This is a genomic window from Stenotrophomonas sp. TWI377, assembly GCF_039674525.1.
In the GTDB taxonomy this organism is placed as follows: Bacteria; Pseudomonadota; Gammaproteobacteria; order Xanthomonadales; family Xanthomonadaceae; genus Stenotrophomonas.
Genome location: NZ_JBDJNT010000014.1, coordinates 48,714 through 69,705, shown reverse-complemented (window position 1 = coordinate 69,705; position 20,992 = coordinate 48,714). Strand labels below are relative to the sequence as shown.

Annotated in this window: 14 protein-coding genes; 2 read left to right on the top strand and 12 right to left on the bottom strand. The window is 68.0% G+C overall.

All coding sequences use genetic code 11. The annotated features are described in order from the left end of the window. Nucleotide 1: 1 nt before the first annotated feature. From ABE546_RS13040 to ABE546_RS13015, 6 genes are all read right to left on the bottom strand, one after another. Nucleotides 2-1,519: an alanine/glycine:cation symporter family protein gene (locus ABE546_RS13040; protein ID WP_102788179.1), complete on the bottom strand. Its 1,518-nt coding sequence runs from the start codon at nucleotides 1,517-1,519 to the stop codon at nucleotides 2-4. A 129-nt stretch (nucleotides 1,520-1,648) separates the two neighbouring features. Further along, on the bottom strand, nucleotides 1,649-4,774 hold the full coding sequence (locus ABE546_RS13035; protein ID WP_313210047.1) for an efflux RND transporter permease subunit: 3,126 nt from the start codon (nucleotides 4,772-4,774) through the stop codon (nucleotides 1,649-1,651). Further along, complete coding sequence (locus tag ABE546_RS13030) at nucleotides 4,771-5,868, bottom strand: efflux RND transporter periplasmic adaptor subunit (RefSeq protein WP_346464001.1); 1,098 nt, start codon at nucleotides 5,866-5,868, stop codon at nucleotides 4,771-4,773. The genes ABE546_RS13035 and ABE546_RS13030 overlap by 4 nt, the downstream gene beginning before the upstream one ends. Before the next feature lie 248 nt (nucleotides 5,869-6,116). Then, a complete protein-coding gene (locus tag ABE546_RS13025) occupies nucleotides 6,117-8,174 on the bottom strand; it encodes a TonB-dependent copper receptor (RefSeq protein ID WP_346464000.1) in 2,058 nt (685 codons plus the stop codon). Between the two features lie 70 nt (nucleotides 8,175-8,244). After that, on the bottom strand, nucleotides 8,245-8,769 hold the full coding sequence (locus ABE546_RS13020) for a hypothetical protein (protein WP_346463999.1): 525 nt from the start codon (nucleotides 8,767-8,769) through the stop codon (nucleotides 8,245-8,247). Nucleotides 8,770-8,953: 184 nt separating this feature from the next. Beyond that, nucleotides 8,954-9,937, bottom strand: a complete 984-nt coding sequence (locus ABE546_RS13015; protein ID WP_313219690.1) for a LysR family transcriptional regulator — start codon at nucleotides 9,935-9,937, stop codon at nucleotides 8,954-8,956. Between the two features lie 240 nt (nucleotides 9,938-10,177). Here ABE546_RS13015 and cysK point away from each other — a divergent pair, with 240 nt between their 5' ends. Beyond that, nucleotides 10,178-11,137: a cysteine synthase A gene (gene cysK, locus ABE546_RS13010; RefSeq protein WP_121039348.1), complete on the top strand. Its 960-nt coding sequence runs from the start codon at nucleotides 10,178-10,180 to the stop codon at nucleotides 11,135-11,137. Nucleotides 11,138-11,375: 238 nt separating this feature from the next. Then, a complete protein-coding gene (locus tag ABE546_RS13005) occupies nucleotides 11,376-11,975 on the top strand; it encodes an O-acetyl-ADP-ribose deacetylase (protein ID WP_313210039.1) in 600 nt (199 codons plus the stop codon). 69 nt (nucleotides 11,976-12,044) lie between these two features. Here ABE546_RS13005 and ABE546_RS13000 read toward each other — a convergent pair whose 3' ends face one another. The 6 genes from ABE546_RS13000 to ABE546_RS12975 form a co-directional block, all read right to left on the bottom strand. Continuing rightward, a complete protein-coding gene (locus ABE546_RS13000; RefSeq protein ID WP_121039354.1) occupies nucleotides 12,045-13,049 on the bottom strand; it encodes a class I fructose-bisphosphate aldolase in 1,005 nt (334 codons plus the stop codon). Nucleotides 13,050-13,201: 152 nt separating this feature from the next. Further along, complete coding sequence (gene pyk, locus ABE546_RS12995; protein WP_123730337.1) at nucleotides 13,202-14,668, bottom strand: pyruvate kinase; 1,467 nt, start codon at nucleotides 14,666-14,668, stop codon at nucleotides 13,202-13,204. Between the two features lie 213 nt (nucleotides 14,669-14,881). Then, the gene (locus ABE546_RS12990; protein ID WP_346463998.1) at nucleotides 14,882-15,523 is read right to left on the bottom strand and encodes an HAD-IA family hydrolase; all 642 of its coding nucleotides are present in this window, start codon (nucleotides 15,521-15,523) and stop codon (nucleotides 14,882-14,884) included. After that, a complete protein-coding gene (locus ABE546_RS12985) occupies nucleotides 15,520-16,695 on the bottom strand; it encodes a phosphoglycerate kinase (RefSeq protein WP_346463997.1) in 1,176 nt (391 codons plus the stop codon). The genes ABE546_RS12990 and ABE546_RS12985 overlap by 4 nt, the downstream gene beginning before the upstream one ends. Before the next feature lie 159 nt (nucleotides 16,696-16,854). Continuing rightward, a complete protein-coding gene (locus tag ABE546_RS12980) occupies nucleotides 16,855-18,210 on the bottom strand; it encodes a DUF3999 domain-containing protein (protein WP_346463996.1) in 1,356 nt (451 codons plus the stop codon). Next, entirely contained in the window at nucleotides 18,207-20,891 is a 2,685-nt protein-coding gene (locus tag ABE546_RS12975) for a DUF2339 domain-containing protein (protein WP_346463995.1), read from the bottom strand. The genes ABE546_RS12980 and ABE546_RS12975 overlap by 4 nt, the downstream gene beginning before the upstream one ends. Nucleotides 20,892-20,992: the final 101 nt, after the last annotated feature.

Below are 20,992 nucleotides of genomic sequence, written 5' to 3'. Positions count from 1 at the left end.
ATCATTCACTACGGGACAGCTCCAGCTTGCGTTGACGCCAGAAATCGGCGTTCTTGATGCCAAGTGCATCGGGGTCGAAGGTCGGATCCAGGCCGAGCTTCTTTTGACGTTCGTAGTCGCGCAGGGCCAGCATCGCCGGCTTCTGCACGATCAGGATCGCGATGATGTTCAACCACGCCATCAGGCCGACGCCGATGTCGCCCAGCGCCCACGCCATGCCGGCATTGTGGAAGGCACCGAAGATCACCATGCCGATGATGCCCAGGCGCAGCAGCAGGACGGTCAGCGGGCGCTTGGCGTTGTTGTTGACGTAGGTCAGGTTGGTCTCGGCCATGTAGTAATAGGCCATGATCGTGGTGAAGGCGAAGAAGAAGATCGCGATCGCCACAAAGGCCGCGCCGAAGCCCGGGATGACGGTTTCCACCGCCGCCTGGGCGTAACCCGCGCCTTCAGCGACACCGGCCAGGCCGGCGAACACGGGTGCGCCGCCCGGGACCGGGGAATACACGTTGTAGGTGCCCGCGGCCAGGATCAGGAACGCGGTGGCGGTGCACACCATCATGGTGTCGAAGTAGATCGCGAAGGCCTGCACGTAGCCCTGCTTGGCCGGGTGCGAAACCTCCGAGGCGGCCGCCGCATGCGGGCCGGTACCCTGGCCGGCCTCGTTGGCGTAGATGCCGCGCTTGACGCCCCACTCCACCGCCAGGCCCATCATCGCGCCGAACGCGGCATGCGCACCGAAGGCGCTGCTGAACACCGTGTGGAACATGTCCGGCACGCGGTCGTAGTTGATGATCATGATGACGATGGCCATCAGGATGAAGGCGGCGGCCATGAACGGAACGACCACCTCGGCGAAGTTGGCGATGCGCTTGACGCCGCCGAAGATCACCACGGCCAGCAGCAACGAGACCACGATGCCGATGCCCAGCTTGAGCGCCTGCACCGATTCCAGGCCCATGAACTGACCATCCAGTGGCCCGCACAGCGCACCGCCGCGGCAGGCATTGATGATGCTGTCGGCGATGGCATTGGCCTGCACGCCCGGCATCAGGAAGCCGGCGGCGATGATGGTGGCCACGGCGAAGGCCAAGGCGTACCACTTCAGGCCCATGGCCTTTTCGATGTAGTACGCCGGGCCACCGCGGTAGCGGCCTTCGGCATCCTTGGTCTTGTAGATCTGCGCCAGGGTGCATTCCACATACGAGGTGGACGCACCGAGGAAGCCCATCACCCACATCCAGAAGATCGCACCAGGGCCACCGAAGGCGATCGCGGTGGCCACACCGGCGATGTTGCCGATGCCCATGCGCCCGGCCATGGACATGGCCAGCGCCTGGAACGAGGACACGCCCGCCTCGGATTTCTCACCCTGCACGGTGAGCCGGCACATCTCCACGAACCCGCGGATCTGCATGAAACGGGTACGGGCACTGAAGTACAGGCCTGCGGCAAGACACAGGAAGATCAGGGCTTTGCTCCAGATGATCCCGTTGATGAAACTGACTACTTCTTCCACGCGCTCTCTCCAGTCGGCGGAAACAAAAGGAACGTCCCCGTCGGCTGGGACCCGGTCGATTCTCCACGATCCGCGCCGGACTGCGTAGTGGCAATTTCGATGAATGGGCGGCAATGCCGCCCATTCGGGTCAGGCATGGCCGCCGACCGAGGGGGTTTCCGCTTCCTGGCGGGCCAGTTCACGCGCCACGGCTTCCGGCGAGCGGGTGTACGGGGCCAGCAGCGAGTAGAACGCCGGCACCACGAACAGCGACAGGAAGGTGGACACGGTCACGCCGAAGATCACCACCACGCCGATCGTGCCGCGGCTGGCCGAACCCGGGCCACCGGCCACCACCAGCGGGATCGCACCGACCACGGTGGCGATGGAGGTCATCAGGATCGGGCGCAGGCGCACCATCGCCGATTCGACGATGGCCTGGTGCACGTTGCGGCCCTCATCGCGCAGCTGGTTGGCGAACTCCACGATCAGGATGCCGTTCTTGGCCGCCAGGCCCACCAGCATCACGATGCCGATCTGGCTGAACAGGTTGATCGTGCCACCACTGACATACAGCCCCAGCAGCGCGCCAAGCACGCCCAGCGGCACGGTGAGCATGATCACCAGCGGATGGATGAAGCTCTCGAACTGTGCGGCCAGCACCAGGAACACCACCAGCAGGGCCATCGCGAAGGTCAGCAGCACGGCGCTGCCGGCGTTCTGGTACTCGCGCGATTCGCCCTTCCAGCTGATCTGCGCATGCTGTGGCAGCTCCTCGCTGGCCACCTGCTGGGCCCAGGCGATGGCCTCGCCCAGCGGATAGCCCGGGGCCAGGCCGGCGTTGATGGTGATCGAGCGCAGCCGGTTGAAGCGGTTGAGGCTGCCGGCTTCGGCCACTTCGCTGAGCGTGACCAGGTTGGACAGCGGGACCAGTTCGCCGCCACTGGCGCGCACGCGGATCGCGGCCAGATCCGACGGCGAGGCGCGGCCGTCGCGGCCGGCCTGGACCAGCACGTCGTACTCCTCGCCGTTGTCGACGAAGGTGGTGACGCGGCGCGAGCCCATCATGGTTTCCAGCGCGCTGCCGATCGCGGTGACCGATACGCCCAGATCGGCCGCCCGCTGGCGATCGATGTTCACGCGCATCTGCGGGCGGGTTTCCTTGTAATCCGAGTCCGCACCGACCAGGCCAGGGTTGTCGGCCATGCGCAGCAGCATGCGGTCACGCCACTGCGCGATCTCCGCGTACTCCGGGCCACCCAGCACGATCTGGAACGGCTGGCCCTGGCTGCGGACCAGACCACCCCCGACCTGGGTGCGCACGCGCACGCCCCGCAGATCATTGAGGTGGGTCTGCAGCTCGGCCGCCACATCCGGGGTGGAGACATCACGTTGGCGCCAGGGCTGCAGGAACACGCTGATGCGGCCGGTGTGCATTTCCTCGCTGGAGCCCCAGCCGCCGGGCACGCGCGGGTTGGCGCGCACGATCGGCTCATCTTCGCCGACGAAGCCGGAGACGATCTTCTCGACCTGCTGGACCTGGCCGACGGTGTAATCGAAGCCGGCACCTTCCGGGCCATCGATCATGATCTGGAAGGAGCCACGGTCTTCGGCCGGGGCCAGCTCGGACGGCAGCACCTTGAGCAGCAGCGCGCTGGCCAGCAGCGACAGGATCATCACCACGATGTAGACCCAGGTGCGGGTCACGTGCGCTTCCAGGAAGCGCCCGTAGGCGGCCGACAGCCGATCCAGGTTGCGGTTGATCAGCCCGTGCAGGCCCTTCGGTGCCTGGCCGGTATGCGGCTTGAGCAGCTTGGAGGCCATCATCGGGGTCAGCGTGAGCGACACGAACGCCGACAGCGCCACCGCCGCGGCCAGCGCCACGGCCAGCTCGCGGAACAGGCGGCCGGTATTGCCTTCCAGGAAGCCGACCGGCAGGAACACCGCGACCAGCACCGCGGTGGTGGCGATCACCGCGAACGCCACCTGGGTGGTGCCGCGCTTGGAGGCGACCAGCGGCGGCTCGCCCAGATCGATACGGCGTTGCACGTTCTCCACCACCACGATGGCGTCATCCACCACCAGGCCGATACACAGCACCAGCGCGAGCAGGGTCAGCAGGTTGATCGAGAACCCGAAGGCATACAGCGCGATGAAGGCCGCGATCAGGCAGACCGGCACCGTTACCGCGGGAATCAACGCCGCGCGGAAACTGCCAAGGAACAGCCAGATCACCGCCAGCACCAGCAGCATCGCCTCGACCAGCGTGGCGTAGACGCGATCGACCGCGGCCTCGATGAAGGTGGTGTTGTCGAAGGCCACGAAGATGCGGGTGCCTTCGGGCAGCGTGCTGCTGATCCGGTCGGCTTCGGCGCGCGCTTCGCGGGCGACATCCAGCGCGTTGGCGGTGGAGGTCTTGACGATGCCCAGGCCGATGTTCGGCTCACCGTTGCTGCGGTAGTACGCGCGGCGTTCGGACGAGGCCAGTTCGATCTTGGCGACATCGCCCATACGCACGACGTACCCATCGGCGCCCTTGCCCAGCGGAATGCCGGCGAAGTCTTCCGGTTTGACGTAATTGCGCTCCACGCGCAGGGTGAAATCGCGGTCGGCCGATTCGATGCGGCCGGCCGGCAGTTCCACGTTCTCGTTGCGCAGCGCACTTTCCACATCGCCCACGGTCAGGCCGCGCGCGGCGAGCTGGTCGCGGTCCAGCCAGATCCGCATCGCATAGCGCTGGCGGCCACCGATACGCACCTGGGCAACGCCATCGAGGCTGGAGAAGCGGTCGACGATGTAGCGGTCGGCGTAGTCGCTCAGCTCCAGCGTATCCATCGAGGTCGAGCTCATGTTGAGCCAGATGATGGGATCGGCGTCGCTCTCGACCTTGGCGATTTCCGGCGGACGCGCCTCTTCGGGCATGCGATCGGCAACGCGGCTGACCGCATCGCGCACGTCGTTGGCGGCCGCTTCGATATCGCGGTTGGAGGTGAATTCGATACTGACCTGCGAGCGCCCGTTGGAGCTGCGCGCGTTGATCGTATCGATGCCTTCGATGCCGGCCAGCGCATCTTCCAGCACCTGGGTGATGCGGCTTTCGATGACCGCTGCCGACGCGCCGGTGTAATCGACCGAGACCGAGACGATGGGCGGATCGATCGCAGGCAGTTCGCGCAGGGTCAAGCGTGTGAATGACATGAAGCCCAGCACGACCAGCAGCAGGCTCATCACCACGGCGAAGACCGGCCGCTGGATGGAAACGTCGGAGAGCTTCATCCGGCGGTGTCCGGTTCGGCCGTCGTGGCGGCGGCCGGCGCGACCGGCGCGATCGGTGCAGCTTCTTCGGCCTGGATCTTCAGCCCCGGGCGCAGCTTGCCGGTGCCGTCCACCACGATGCGGTCGCCGGCGGCGAGCCCCTCACGGATTTCGACCACGCCGCTGCGGCGCGCGCCGGCGGTGATGTCCACGCGCTCCACGACCTGGTCCGGCGTGACCCGGAACACGTAGGAATCGCGCCCGACCTGCACCACCGCGATTTCAGGGATGACCAGCGCCTGGCGCTCGGGGCGGAACATGCGCACATCCAGCAGCATGCCCGGGCGCAGTGCGTGATCGGCATTGATGAAATCCGCGCGCACGGTGACCGCACGCGTGCCCGGATCCACGCGGGTATCGATGGTGGCGACCTGGCCTTCGAAGTTGCGGCCCGGATACGCCACGCTGGTCGCGTTGACCTTGTCACCGGTGCTCAGCGAAGCCAGCTCGGCTTCGGGCACCTGGAAGTCCACGTGCATGCGCTCGATGTCATCCAGGGTGGTGATCGCGGTGCTGGGGGTGACCAGCGAACCGGCGCTGACCTGACGGATGCCCAGCACGCCGGCGAACGGCGCGCGTATCCGGCGGTCGCCGATGTCGGACTGCATTTCGCGCACGCGGGCGTCAGCGGCATCGCGGATGGCGCGCTGCGTGTCCAGCGTGGAGCTGGCCACCAGCTGCTGGGCGGCGAGTTCGCGCTGGCGCTTGTACAGCTGGTCGGCTTCCAGGAACGTGGCCTGGGCCTGCAGCAGCGCAGCTTCCTGGGCTTGCCCGCGCAGGGTCACCAGCGGCGTGCCGGCACTGACCTGCTGGCCACTTTCGAAGTGCACCGTCTCGATGATTTCGCTGACCTTGGCGGTGACCGTCACCGACTCGCGCGCCTTGGCCGTGCCCAGGGCCTGCAGCGTGTCGCTCCATGCCGAAGCCTTCACCACCTGGGTGGTGACCGGTACGGCGTCTGCCTGCCGGCGAGCGGCCTCGTCTTTGCTGCCACACCCAGCCAAAGCGACCAAGGCGATGCCAGCGGCGAAGCGCGCTGCGATGCGTCCCAACATGTAATGCAATCCCGGTTGTTTCTCGACCGCCGAGTGTATAGAGGGGTCGAGCCGGGGCATATGTGCCAAGCGTTTACCGGCCTCTTCACATCTGCCGGTGACGGGCGAAGGCCTTTCCGTGCTGGGGCCTGCGCAGGATGTGTCGCCATGTATCGACGCATGTCGAAGTGCGCGGCACGCGCCGGGGTGTCGGACCCGGCGGCAGCGGGCGCCGGGCGGGCGAGATGTCCCCCGCCCGGCCAACGTGCTCAGTACCGATAATTCACTTTCAGCCAGGCGGTACGGCCGGGTTCGTTGATACGCACCGGATCGGCCGGGAAGCCGAAATCGGCGCTGCCGGCCAGGTTCAGATGCTCGCTGTAGGCGCGGTCGAACAGGTTGTCCACGCCTGCACTGACCAGGAGCGCCTCGTTGACCCGGTAGCTGGCGTTCACGGCCAGGGTGGCGAAGCCGGCGCTGGGGCCGAGATCGCGGGCGACCACGTTGCCCTGCCCCGCCGCGACCCGGCCCTGACGCGAGACCGCGCGTGCCAGCGCCCCCACGGTCCAGCGCTCGCGTTCCCAGACGGTGCTGAGCCGGGCTTCCAGCGGCGGCATCTGCGGCAGCGCGCGGCCATCACTGCGGTTCTCGCCCCAGGCATAGGCCAGCGTGCCGCCGAGTTTCCACTGCTGCGCCACCTGCCACTCCACGCCCGCCTCGGCGCCGGCAATGCGCGCATCGACATTGCTGGCCTGGCTGGTGCTGCCCATCATGCCGCCGTCGCGGTAGGTGAACAGGATGTAGTCCTGGATGCGCCCGGCATACGCCGAGACCCAGGCGTTGAGGCGATCAGTGCGGTACTGCAGACCCAGATCGAGCTGGGTGGTTTTTTCCGGCTGCACACCGGTGAAGGCGTTGACCGCGCCGGCCGGGCCGAGCGTCGGCGAGAACAGTTCCCAGTAGTCGGGCATGCGCTCGCTATGACCGATACCGGCGTACCAGGTCAGTGCGGGGGCGATATCGCGCTCGAACCGGACAAAACCGCTGCCGAGATTCTCGCGCCGGGTCTGCCCGGCAGTCGGATTCGGCATCGCCATCATGCCGCTGGTGGCGCGCTCGTCCTTCACCTCGGCACGGTCCATGCGCAGGCCACCCACCCAGCGCTGGGCAGTGCCCTCGCCCAGGGTGATCTCCGTGAACGCCCCCAGATTCCCGAAGCGCGCATCGGTGCGCCACGGCTGCTCCCGGTACGTGTTGCGCCCCATGGCATTGCGGCTGCGGTGACGGCTGTCCTGCGCGTCCACGCCGGCCACGATGGCGATGTCCTGCCAGCGCCATTCCGATGCGATGCGGCCCCCGGTGGTGCGACGGTCGACATTGGAGCCCATCGGCATCGGCATGCTGCTGGCCGGGTTCGGCGTGCGCAGCGTGTAGTTGTCCATCACGTGGTCGGCGTCGTTGTAGTACAGGTTCGCCTGCAGCCGGTCCCATGCACCCGGCAGATTGTCCTTTTCGAAGCGCGCAGCGTAGCTGGTGCGCTTGAACGAGGCGCCATCCATGCCGCGACCGGCGTAGCGCGCGATCGCATCGCCGGTGCCGGCCGACAGCTCCAGCACGGTATCGGCATCGGGCGTCCAGCCGACGGCGACATCGCTGTTCCACTTGCGCCACCTGGAGGGCACTACATCCCCGTTGCCGTCCTTGTAGTCCTCCGATTCGGAGCGGTTGCCGTTGACCCGCACATAGCCCGGCGAAGCGCCGGCGGTGAGATCCAGCACCTGGTCGTTGCGGTTGCGCGAGCCGACCAGCGCGCTGGCGTTGATATCCACGCCCGGCTGATCGAAACGCGGGGTATCGCGCTCGAAGCGCACCGTGCCGGCCGAGGCACCGGCACCCCAGCGCACGCTCTGCGGCCCCTTGATGATGGTCAGCCGATCGAAGGTTTCCGGGGCGATGTAGGACAGCGGGTTGTCCATGCGCGAGGGGCAGGCACCGATCAGATTGCCTTCGTTGCTGACGATGTTCAGGCGCGAACCGAACATGCCACGCAGCACCGGATCACCGTTGGTGCCGCCGTTGCGGATCGCCGAGAAGCCGGGAACCGTCTTCAGATAGTCAGCGCCATCGCTGGCCGGCACCGGCTGCCGCGGCAGGCGCGGATCGGTGACCCAGTGCAGCGGCGAGGAGGGCGCGGTGGCGGTGACCACCAGCGTATCGAGCGTACGGGCGTCGTCGTTGGCGGCATGCAGCGGTAGCGCGACCAGGGCCAGCGACAGGGAAACAGACAGGCGCGTCAGTGCGCCCGCGCTGCGGGAAGAAACAGTCATGGTGGAACTCCAGAAAAGCACGCAGGCACGCGCCGCCATCACGGCGACACGGGCAGAAAGGGCGGTGGTCTCAGGAGAGCGCGGGGGGGCCGCGCGCGGCGTGGGCCGGCCAGCGCAGGCTGCGTGGCGTGCCCACCGCGCGCAGGACGCGTGGTGCGATGACCGGCAGCGCCGGCAGCAGCAGGATCAGCACCGCCAGCCACGGCATCAGCCGCGAGGCCATCATGCAGTACTCGCAGGCATCGCCGTGCCCGGCATGCTCGCTCATCGGTGGCGACGATGCGGGGGTGTCGTGGGCGCTTGGCAGGGCGTGCATCGGCATGGGCTGCATCGCCATGTCATGGCGCGCCATGTCGTGCTGCTGCATGTCGTGGTGGTGCACGTCGCGCTGCGCGATGTCGTGCGGCATGTCGTGCCCGGCGTGGGCATCGGGCGGCACGGGCATCGCGTGGGTCATGCCGGTCGGCATCAGCGTCACCGGCGCCTCGGCATGCGCCTGTTGCCAGCGGCTGACCAGCGGCGCCAGCGCCATCAGCAACGTCGCCACGAAGGCAAGCTGCAGAAAGACGGCATACGGGCGACGACGGACGTTCACCCCGTCATGGTAGCGCCCGAGCGTTGGCCGGCCGACCCGAAGCCCTGCGACCAACCGTCGCAGCGGCCCTTTCGAAGCGCCCACCGACCCCCTCAACCGCTCTGGAGAATAGCCCCCTTCTGTTGAAGGGGGCGCGCCAACGGCGCGGGGTAGAGGGGGAATGCGCGGTCAGCCATCACCGTCGCTAGACGGTGATGGTCTGCGTCAGCGATTCCCACGTCGGCGGCAGCGGCCAGTTGGCTTCCTGGTTGCCGTCGATCACCCGGCGCAGGTCGCGGGTATCGATCTGCGGGGCGAGCACGTGCACCAGCTCCAGCGCGTAATCGCGCAGCACGCGGTCACGCGGCAGCACCGCCCAGGCGATGCACTCGTCGATCGGCGTCGGGGCCGGCCAGGACCGAAGGTCTTCATCGCTGGCGTTGACCGCCATTTCCGCCAGCAAGCCCACGCCGAGACCGGTGCGCACATACGTCTTGATCAGGTCCGCATCGAGGGCGGTCAAGGCGATGTCCGGGGTCAGCCCGGCGCTGGCGAAGGCGCGCTGCAGCGAGGAGCTGCCGCGGGTGGAGGATTCGTAGCTGATCAGCGGGTGGCTGGCGAGCGCCTGCAGGTCCGGCGCGGCGCCCGGGCGGTCCAGCGCGTGCCCGCGCGGCACCAGCACCAGCCGACGCCAGCGGTACAGCGGAATGGCCAGGCCGGCAGTGGGTTCACCGCCGGCGGTGCTGATGATGGCGATGTCCGCGTCGCCCTGGCTGAGCAGGTCCAGCGCGTCGCTTTCGGCAGCCTGCTGCAGATGCACGCTGACCTGCGGGTAGGCCTGCTTGATCCGCGCCACCGCCGGCGGCAGCACGAAGCGCGCCTGGGTATGGGTGGTGGTGAGCACCAGCTGGCCCTGGCTTTCACGGCGCTGGTTGGCGGCATACGTGCGGATGTTGTTGGCCTCGCCAAGCACGGCGCGGGCGCGGCCGATCACTTCCACGCCAGCCGGGGTCACCGCTTCCAGGCTGCGGCCCTTGCGCACGAACAGGAGAAAGCCGAGTTCATCCTCCAGCTGCTTGAGCTGCTTGGACAGGCCGGGCTGGGTGGCGTGCACACGGGACGCCGCCAGCGTGATGTTCAGCTCGGCGTCGGCGATGGCGACCAGGTAGCGAAGTTGGGTCAGCGTCATGGGCGGGCGATACGGCGCATGGAGAGGGGGCCATCCGACTGTAGGGCAAATGCCGTCACCAGCTTATAACCAAACGTTGTTTAAGAAGGTAATCAGGTCATTTCGCGCGGTCATATGCCAGCGGTACGGTCTGACCGACCCCGGCCCGGCCGCGCGCGGGCGCCTTGCGCCGCCACCGGCCCGACCCTTTCCCCCTGCCGCACGGCCCCCGGGCGGCAACGACTTCTCCGGAGCATCCCCATGGCCCTGTACGACTCCATCCTGGACACCATCGGCAACACCCCGGTGGTGCGCCTGCACCGTCTCGCCCCCGAGCACGTCACCCTGTATGCCAAGGTCGAGTCGTTCAACCCCGGCGGCTCGGTCAAGGACCGACTGGCGCTGGCGATCATTCTCGACGCCGAGGCCAAGGGCCTGCTCAAGCCCGGCGATACCATCGTGGAAGCGACCTCGGGCAACACCGGCGTGGCGCTGGCGATGGTGGCCGCCGCGCGCGGCTACAAGTTCGTGGCCACGATGGTGGAGACCTTCTCGATCGAGCGCCGCAAGCTCATGCGCGCCTATGGCGCCAAGGTGATCCTGACCCCGGCCGCCGAGCGCGGCTCGGGCATGGTGCGCCGGGCGAAGGAACTGGCCGAGGAACATGGCTGGTTCCTGGCCAGCCAGTTCGCGAACCCGGCCAATCCTGCGTATCACCGCAACACCACCGCACCGGAAATCCTGCGCGACTTCGCCGGCAAGCGGCTGGACTACTTCGTCACGGGCTGGGGCACCGGCGGCACCCTGACCGGCGTCGGCGAGGTGCTCAAGGTGGCCCGCCCGGAGACGCGCATCGTTGCCACCGAGCCGGAAGGCGCCGCCCTGCTCAAAGGCGATGAGTGGAAGCCGCACAAGATCCAGGGCTGGACCCCGGACTTCGTGCCGGAGGTGCTCAACCGCGGTGTCTACGATGAACTGCTGACCATCGACGACGCCCGCGCGATCGAGACCTCGCGCCGGCTGGCGGCCGAGGAAGGCATCTTCGTCGGCATCTCGGCCGGTGCCACGGTCGCCAGCGCGCTGGACATCGCCGCCAAGGCCGCACCCGGCGCGGTGATCCTGGCGATGCTGCCCGACACCGGCGAGCGCTACTTCTCCACCCCGCTGTTTGCCGATATCAACGAAGGCTCCGACGACGACTGGCTGGCCGGTCTGCCCTGATCTGCCCGTTGGTCCGTAGGAACGAAGCGCCCGCCCACATCGGCGGGCGTTTTGCATGGGGCGCTTCATCTGCGGTGAAGCGATCCGGCGGCATCGTGTGAAGGTCAGCCAGCGCTCGGGCGGGTCGCACTGCCTGAGACGACGATGACGCAGCCTAGATGTCCTGCCGGGTAACGTGCAGGTCAGGCACGTCATTCCGTTGTATGGACCCGGTAACAGTCAGTAAGGAGCGGTACGCATGAAGATCGAAGTGTGGCAGGGCGACATCACGACCCTGGCGGTGGATGCGATCGTCAATGCGGCCAACGAATCCCTGCTCGGCGGTGGTGGCGTGGACGGCGCGATCCATCGTGCGGCCGGCCCTCAGCTGCTGGAGGCCTGTCGCGCCCTGCCGGAGATCCGCCCGGGCATGCGCTGCCCGACCGGCGAAGTGCGCGAGACGCCAGCGTTCGAGCTGCCGGCGAAGCATGTGTTCCACACCGTCGGCCCGGTCTGGCAGGACGGTCTGCGCGACGAGCCGGCGCTGCTGGCCAACTGCTACTGGAAATCGCTGCAACTGGCCGAAAAACTGGATCTGGAATCGATCGCCTTCCCGGCGATCAGCTGCGGCGTGTTCGGCTATCCGCTGCACCAGGCCGCGCACATCGCCGCCACCGAGACCCTGACGTGGCAGCGCTCGCATCGCCAGCCGCGCCGGATCATCCTGGTGGCGTACAACGCGGCGACGTACAAGGCCTACCAGTCGGCGCTGGCCGCGCTGGGGCAGCCGGTCGAGCCGTCAACCTCGGCGATCTTCGCGCCGCTGGCGCTCGGGTTGCCGCCGGCGGCGGCGCACTGAGCAAACCACCGCGCAAACAAAAACGCCGGCACAAGGCCGGCGTTTTCGTTGAGGCTGGTCAGGCGTGAATCAGCCGTTCCACTTGCCCAGGGCAGCCTGGCCGTTTTCCTTGGCGCGATCGAAGATCGTCTGCTGCGCCTTGGCAACGTTCGCCTTGGTGTCCTTGGCCCACAGCTTCAACGCAGCCTGCTGCATGGCGCGGCCGTAGGAGAAGCTCAGCGGCCACGGCAGGTTGCCCATCTGGTTCATGGCATTCAGATGCGCGGTGGACTGCTCATCGCTCTGGCCACCGGACAGGAACACCACGCCCGGCAGGATCGCCGGCACGGTGCTCTTGAGGCACATCACGGTCGACTCGGCCACTTCCTCGACGTCGGCCTGCTCTTCGCAGCCCTTGCCGGAGATGACCATCGAGGCCTTCAGGATGGTGCCTTCCAGCAGCACGTTCTGCTGGTACAGCGCGTCGAACAGCGAACGCAGGGTGGCTTCGGTGACTTCGTAGCAGGTCTCGATGTCGTGGTCGCCGTCCATGATCACTTCCGGCTCGACCATCGGCACCAGGCCGCATTCCTGGCACAGCGCCGCATAACGGGCCAGCGCGTGGGCGTTGGACTCGATGCAGGTGCCCGACGGGATGCTTTCACCGATGTTGATGACTGCACGCCACTTGGCGAAGCGCGCACCCAGCTTGTAGTACTCCTGCAGGCGCTCGCGCAGGCCATCCAGGCCTTCGGTGACCAGCTCGCCCGGGCAGCCGGCCAGGGCATGGGCGCCCTTGTCGACCTTGATGCCCGGGATGATGCCCTGGGCCGCCATGTACTTGGCGAACGGGACGCCATCCTTGGTGGACTGACGGATGGTCTCGTCGTACAGGATCGCGCCGGAGATGTGCTCGTTCAGCTTGGGCGTGGTGAGCAGCAGTTCGCGGTAGGCGCGACGGTTCTCCTCGGTGTTCTCCAGGCCCACGCTGGCGAAGCGCTTGCCGATGGTGCCGGTGGATTCGTCGATCGCGATGATGCCCTTGCCCGGGGCGACCATGGCCTGTGCGGTTTCAGCCAGCTGTTCGATGCTCATGTACTTCCTGTGGCGGGTGCGGGAAAACCCCAATTATAGACCCCGCCTCCCGTGAACTGACCGTCCACGGAATCTGGAAACGATTCCATCTGAAACGACGAACCCGCGCGGCCGTGAGGCCACGCGGGTCCGGGTCTTGCGGGGTGGGTCGGTTAGAGTTCGCCCAGGCCGCTCGCACGGCCGTCTTCGCCCACTTCCAGCAGGCGCAGCGTGTTGGTGGCGCCATGGGTTTCCATGTGCTCACCGCTGGTGAAGACGACGCGGTCGCCGCTCTGCAGCTGGTTCGCTTCGAACAGCAGGCGGATGCTGCCGCGCGCGGCTTCGCGCGGGGTCAGGCCGCGGCTGTCGAAGTTGATCGGGAACACATCGCGCATCAGCGCCATCTGGCGGCGGGCGCCGTCATGGCGGGTCACCGCGAACACCGGTGCCGAGGCACGGAAGCGCGACAGGTAACGCGCGGTGCCACCGGATTCGGTCATCGCCACGATCGCGCGCACGCCCACGTGCTGGGACAGGAACATGGTGGCCATGGCGATCGCCTGGTCGGCACGTTCCAGGTTGCGCGGCGAGGCGCCGAAGTCGGTCTCGGTCTGGAACTGGCGTTCGGCACCGAGGCAGATACGCGCCATCGCTTCGACCGCCTTGACCGGGTACATGCCAGCGGCGGTTTCGGCCGAGAGCATCACCGCATCGGTACCGTCGATGACCGAGTTGGCCACGTCCAGCACTTCGGCGCGGGTCGGGATCGGGCTTTCGACCATCGACTGCAGCATCTGGGTGGCGGTGATCACCACCTTGTTCTGCGCCAGCGAGGCCTTGATGATCTTCTTCTGCAGGCCCGGCAGTTCGGCATCGCCGATTTCCACGCCCAGATCGCCACGCGCGACCATGACCACGTCACTGGCGTCGACGATCTCTTCGAGGTTCTCGATCGCTTCGGTGCGCTCGATCTTGGAGACCAGCGCGGCGTAGCAGCCGTGCGACTCGGCGATCTCGCGCGCGTCGTTCATGTCCTGCGCGTTGCGGCAGAAGGAGACGGCGATGAAATCCACGCCGATCTTGGCCACGATGCCGATCAGTTCTTTGTCGCGCTCGGTCAGCGCGCCCAGCGACAGGCCACCGCCCTGCTTGTTCAGGCCCTTGCGGTCGGACAGCACGCCATCGTTGAGCACCGTGTTGATGATGCGCTCGCCCTGCACTTCGATCACCTGCAGCTGCATCAGGCCATCGTCGAGCAGCAGCACGTCACCGGCCACCACGTCCTGCGGCAGACCGAGGTAGCTCACGCCGACCTGGGTGGTGTCGCCCGGCGGCGGGGTGGCCGAGGCGACCAGGTCGAAGCGGTCGCCCGCCTTGAGCTTGATCTTGCCTTCGGCGAAACGCTCGATACGGATCTTCGGGCCCGGCAGATCGGCCAGGATGCCCACTTCCACGCCTACGCGGGCGGCGGCGGCACGCACATCGGCAGCGCGCTTGGCCTGGCCGGAGGGGTCACCGTGGCTGAAGTTGAGGCGAACCACGTTCACGCCGGCGCGGAAGAGATCCTCCAGCACGCCCGGCGGGTCGGTCGCCGGTCCGAGGGTGGCAAGGATCTTGGTGCGACGCTGACGCTCAATCATGGTTAATGGGCTCCCGTTAAAGGAGTGAAATTAGCACACCCATCACGTCCCATGAATACGATTACACCGCTGGCACGCTTGGGTTTCGCTGTTGTCCTGCAGACAGCCCGAGACGACCGCGCGGACAGTCGTTTGACCGCCCGGCGGCCAGCGCCAATCGCGGCGGGGCTTTGCGCAGGACATGCGGCGGCGTACGGATCGCCGCCGCGCCCCTCAATCGATCAGGGTGAGCAGGTCGTCCGGTGCCTGCGCGAGGTGCGCCGCCCCGGCCGCCGTGAGCTCTTCGGCACCGCCGAAGCCCCACAACACGCCGATATTGCGCAGCCCGTGATGACGCGCGCCTTCGATATCCATGCGCCGGTCGCCGATCATCCAGCACTGCGCCGGGGTCAGCGACAGCCGGCGCAGGGCCTCGGCCACCAGCTGCGGCTTCTCGCTGCGGCTGCCATCCGGGGTGGCCCCGATCACGTCCTCGAAGCAGTCGCCGAACGGCAGGTGCTCGACGATGCGACGCGCGTGCGGCTCGTTCTTGGCGGTGACGATCGCCAGCCGATGGCCGCGATCCTTCAAGGTCTGCACGACCTGGCCGATCCGCGGGTAGACCTCATGCTCGCGCCAGCCGATCACGTCGAAGCGCTCGCGGTAATACGTCACCGCCTGTTCGACGTCGGCTGGATCGTTGAACAACGGCGCGAAACTGGTGCGCAGCGACGGCCCGATCCAGCGCCGCAGCTGGGCCTGCGGCGGGACCGGTTGGCCCATCTGCGTGAGCGCATGCGCCACGCACCCGGTGATCCCGACGGCCGAATCGATCAGCGTGCCGTCGAGATCGAAGAACAGCACATCGCGGCTCACGAGCCGCGGGCCTCCAGCGCGGCGACGGCCGGCAGGGTCTTGCCTTCCAGGAACTCCAGGAACGCGCCGCCACCGGTGGAGATGTAGCTCACCTGGCCCGCGATGTCGTACTTGTCGACCGCGGCCAGGGTGTCGCCGCCCCCGGCGATCGAGAACGCCGGCGAGGCCGCGATGGCACGGGCCAGCGCTTCGGTGCCATGGCTGAAGGCTTCGAATTCGAACACGCCGACCGGGCCGTTCCAGACCACGGTGCCGGCCTTGGCGATCAGGCCAGCGTAGTGCTGGGCCGTATCCGGGCCGATATCCAGGATCAGGTCATCCTCGGCCACGTCGGCGACAGCCTTCACCGTGGCTTCGGCGTCCGGCAGGAACTGCTTGGCCACGACCACGTCGGTCGGCAGCGGGATGTCCGCGCCACGCGCCTTGGCATCGGCCACGATCTTCTTCGCGGTGTCCAGCAGGTCCGGCTCATACAGCGACTTGCCGACCGAGTAACCGGCCGCCGCGATGAAGGTGTTGGCGATGCCACCGCCGACGATCAGCTGGTCGACCTTGCCGACCAGGCTGGAGAGCAGTTCGAGCTTGGTGCTGACCTTGCTGCCGGCCACGATCGCCAGCAGCGGCTGGGCGGGCGCGAGCAGCGCCTTGGCCAGCGCGTCCAGTTCGGCCATCAGCAGCGGACCGCCAGCGGCGACCGGAGCGAAGCGGATCACGCCGTGGGTGGAGGCCTGCGCGCGGTGCGCGGTGCCGAAGGCATCCATGACGAACACATCGCACAGCGCGGCGTACTTCTTCGCCAGCGCTTCATCGTCCTTGCCTTCGCCGACATTCATCCGGCAGTTTTCCAGCAGCACGATGGAACCGGGCGCGACGTCCACGCCATCGACCCAATCACGCACCAGCGGCACCTCGACCCCCAGCAGCTGCGACAGGCGCAGCGCCACCGGGGCCAGCGAGTCGGCTTCACTCCACACGCCTTCCTTCGGACGTCCCAGGTGCGAGGTCACCATCACGGCGGCGCCCTTCTCCAGCGCCAGCTTCAGCGTCGGCAGCGAGGCGGTGATGCGCTGCTCGGAGGTTATCTGGCCGTTGTCGATCGGCACGTTCAGATCCTGGCGGATCAGCACGCGCTTGCCGGAGAGATCGAGGTCGGTCATGCGAACGATGGACATAAGCAACTCTTTGGCTCTGAAGAAGGAAGGGCGCCGTGCGGCGCAGACGATCATTGTCCCGGCTGCGCGGGTGCATCGCAAATCCATGAGCGGGACGGAGGTAGGCGGCGACCGTTGGTCGTCGCACGCGGACATGCCGTACCGACCAACGGTCGGTACCTACCCGTTCCGGTTTGGCTGACGCAGCAGGCTGACCGCGAACCCGCCGACGATCAGCACGCCGATCACCAGCAGCGCCCACAGCAGCCACTGTTTCCAGTCGCGCTGCGGAGCCACTGCGGCATCGCCGGCGAGCACTTCCGGTGCACCCTGCACGGTGGCCTGCGCCGGCTGCCACTGCGCGCCATGCTGTTCGCGCAGTTGGGCGATCACGGTGGCGACCGGCGCGTCCTGGCGCTCGGCGCGCACGCTGCCGGCGGCCACCGCATACGGCGGCTCGCCCTGGCTGAGGAACACCAGCGTTTCGGGCTGGTAACCGAGCTTGAGCGTTGGCGCCAGCATCGACTGCGGCTGGCCCGCGATCAGTTTCCAGTAACGGTCGCGCGTGCTGCGCGTCAGCGGCTGGGTCTGCGATTGGCGACGGTCGGCGGCGTCCTGCAGCTGGTAGGCCACCCACGGGCCGGCGCGCACCTGCCATGGCTGATCGGCATCGTCGCGGCTCAACAGCGTCCACTGCACCACGCTGTTGTCGGCGGTGGCGATATCGGCCTGCGCGATCGGGAAGCGCCCGTCCAGTTGATACTCGAATTCACCGGGCTTGCCAGCGGTACCGGTCAGCGACTGCCAGCGCCACGCGATCGCCTGCGCGGTCGGCGCCAGCTCGGCCTGCACCGTGGACAGCGCCGGCAAGGCATCGGCGCCGATCGGCAGAATGCGGAAGTACTTGGCCTGGCGCGCGATCTCGATGCGGCGCTGCTGCAGCCGGCGACCTTCGTGCTGCAGATCCACCAGCGGCACGTCGTCGGCGATGCGCAGCCAATCGCGCAGATCGTTGCTCATCTCCACGCGCACGCGCGCCTGCAGTGGCGACTGTGTCTGCCAGTCCAGGCGCAGCGCCTGCACGCCGGTGTTCAGCGCGCTGGCGTCGATCAGCCAGCCGGCCGGTTGCCCGGCCGCGCCACCGCGCCCCAGCCGCGCTTCCACCCGGCGCACGCTGCCGTCGGTATTGCGCTCGGTCAGCAGCTGCAGATCGTCGCCAGAGGTGCCGGCCATCGGCGGCAATGGGAACCATGACAGCGTCTGCCATTGCGGGGCCTGCGCCAGTGGCTGGTCGGCCGCCAGCAGGGCCGAGGGCAGTGCCTGACCTTGTGCATTGAACACCTGCACATCGGCCAGGCGTGGCGACACTGCGGTGCGGTAGACGCCATCGTCGAGCGTCAGCCGGTAGGCACCGGCCTGTGGCTGCGCAAGCTGCAGCGGCCACTGCTGGCGATAGGCCTGGCGGTCATCGGCGGCCTGGGCCAGCGCCGGAAGCGCCAGCGCGGTGAGGAGGATCAGCGGGCGAAAGGTCGTCAAGACTGCGGCTCCACGGCGGGGTCCGGCGCGCGCGGCGGCGCCGGTGCCAGATAGCCCACGACCGTGCACAGCAGGCCGTAAGCAATGAAAGAAGAAATGCCCAGCAGGTTGCCCAGGTGCTGGCGGTCGATCAGCACCAGCTTGGCCAGCACCACGCCCATCAACACCGCACCGACCAGCCACAGCACGCGTTGCCCGCGGCGCGAGCCCCACACCCAGCTGATCACGCCGAGCACGCTCCACACCACGGTCAGGCTGGTCTGGGCCAAGGTCGAGGACCACAAGCGTTCGTTCCACGGCACCCCGCCCCAGTGATGCACGGCGTGCAGGGTGATGCTGGTCAGGGCGACAAAGCCGGCAATCGCCAGCACCGGTATGCGCATCGCACGCAGGCCCTCCGGCGCGTGCGTGGACCACAGCCAGCGCGCGGCGAGCACCAGAACAGCGAGCTGCGCCAGTTCCACGGGGTTGAGCAGCGGCAGCCACGGCAGCGGTGCAGCGCCGGCCGGGACCAGCAACAGGCCCGCCCAGCTCACGCCAAGCACCGCGAACAACGTGCCCTGCAGCGGCGTACGCATCGGATCGAAACGTTCGCCGAGCGGCACCGTCAGCCAGCGCCAGCGCAACAGCGCCACCGCGGTGACGAGCAGCCACGGCAGCAGCATCAGGGCCAGGCCCCACCCCTGTGCCAGCGCGAAACGGTCGGCCAGCCACAGGCAGGCCAGCGACACCACGCACGGCCACAGCAACCACCACAGGGACTGCGCCGCCAGCGACGTGCGGTCGTCGCCCGCGCGCAGACACCACAGGCTGCGCCCGCCCAGCAGCGCGAACACCGCCCAGGCCAGCGCGCCATACCCGGCGAACGGTTGGTCGTGCACGTCCGCCTGCCACAGCGCCAACGGGAACGCGGCCAGCACCATCGCCAGCGTAGTGAGCACCAGGGCGCGTGCCGGCCAGCGTCGATGCATCTCGGCGGCCAGCCAACCGGTGACGGCCGCGGCGATCAGCAGCGCATCGGGTTCGCTGCGGTGCGCGACGAAGCGCAGGATCTCGTGGGTGCCACTGCCCAGCCACCACAGCAGGCCCCACAGGTAGTAGACGATGGCCGGTGCGTCGCGCTGCGCACGGCGATAGCTGAAGGCCGCGGCAAAACCGGCCAGCGCCAGCAGCAGGCCGCTCATGAAGGTCGGGTTGGCGATGGCCGTGGCATCGAGATGCCAGTAGTCCGCGCCGACCACGAAGCCGAACGCGGCGCCCAGGGTCAGCAGCGCACCGGCGATCTGCGGCAGCCAGCGCTGCTGGCGCAGGCCCAGCCAGGCCAAGGCGGCCCCTTCCAGCGCGAACACGCTGGCGGTGGCCCGTGCGGACAGCGCCAGCGGCACCGCCAACGTGGCAAAGCCCACTGCGAGCACCGCATGCGACTGGCCCAGCGCGGCATAGCGCTCGCGCTTGATCAGCACCCACGCCAGCCCCGCATACAACGCGGCCAGTGCCAGCGAGCACAACGCCAGCAGCAGGCGGTCGTCCTGCAGCAGGCCGGCCTGCAGTGAGAACGCGATCAGCGGCGTGCCGAACACCAGGCTGCCATCGATCAGGTCGCGCTTCTCCGCGCTCTGCCGACGCGCATAGAGGATCGGAATCAGCAGGTAGAAGGCGAAGAACAGCAGCAGGAACGGCTCGGTGCTGGCGAACTTGTCCGCGCTGTACTGGAGCACGCCCCAGGCCGTACCGATGCCGAAGGTGAAGGCAAAGCCGAGCAGGTTCAGCGCGCGCCACGGTCGCCACCAGGCAATCGCCAGGATCGCCGCATTGAGCACCGCGTAATACGAGAACAGCGCGACATGGTTGCCGCTGCCGGTGGACAGCCATATCGGCGCCATGAAGCCGGCCAGGATGCCGAGCACGGCCAACGTGCGCGAGTTCTGCACCACCGCCAGCACGCCCATGCCGGCGATCAGCAGCACGCTGAGCGCGAACGCCGGCACGGCGGGAATCAGGTCGTAGCGCTTGAACGCGGCGAAGATGGTCAGCAGCAGGACGCCGATCGCCCCGCCCTGCAGCGCCAGCGCGAACAGGCGCCGGGTATCGCGCTGCACCCAGCCGAACACCAGCCCGGCCAGCGCCGCCAGCGCGATGGCGGCCAGGCGCAGCTCGATCGGGGCGTTCAACCAGCCCTGGTCGCTGGCGTACTTGAGCAGCGCGGCCACACCGGCCAGCAGCACCAGCATGCCGATCTTGACGGGCACGTTGCCTTCGGTGAACCACTGTTTGAGGGTGCCGACGATGCGCTCGCCGATACCCGGGTCCTGCGGTTCAACCGGCACCACCGGCGGCGCGGGCCTGGGGGGAATCGACGCCGAGGACGGCAGCGGGGGCGGCATGGCGGCCGCCGCTGCGGGTGCAGCCGCGGTATCCGCGGTCTCGACCGGCGGTTTAACCCCGGGCTGCATGCCGACGTCCAGCGGCGCGGCCACGGTGTCGACGGATTGGATATCCGTCCAGCGCAGCGGCCGTTCGGGTTCGGCTGGCACCGGCGTGGCGTCCCAGGCCGAACCTGCCGCGCGTTGCTCCAGCGCGGCCACGCGGCGGCGCAGGCCGGCGATCATCACCAGCGCCACGATCAGCAGCAGCGGGATCGCCAGCAGTACCAGCACCAGCAGGACAATCAGAGCTTCCATTCCAGGCCATCCTCAAGAGGTCGCCCCGGCTGCACCCGGCAGGCGCAGTGCCGGGGCACGCGGGCCATGCTAAAGGATCGGCGGCACACGCGGGATCAAGG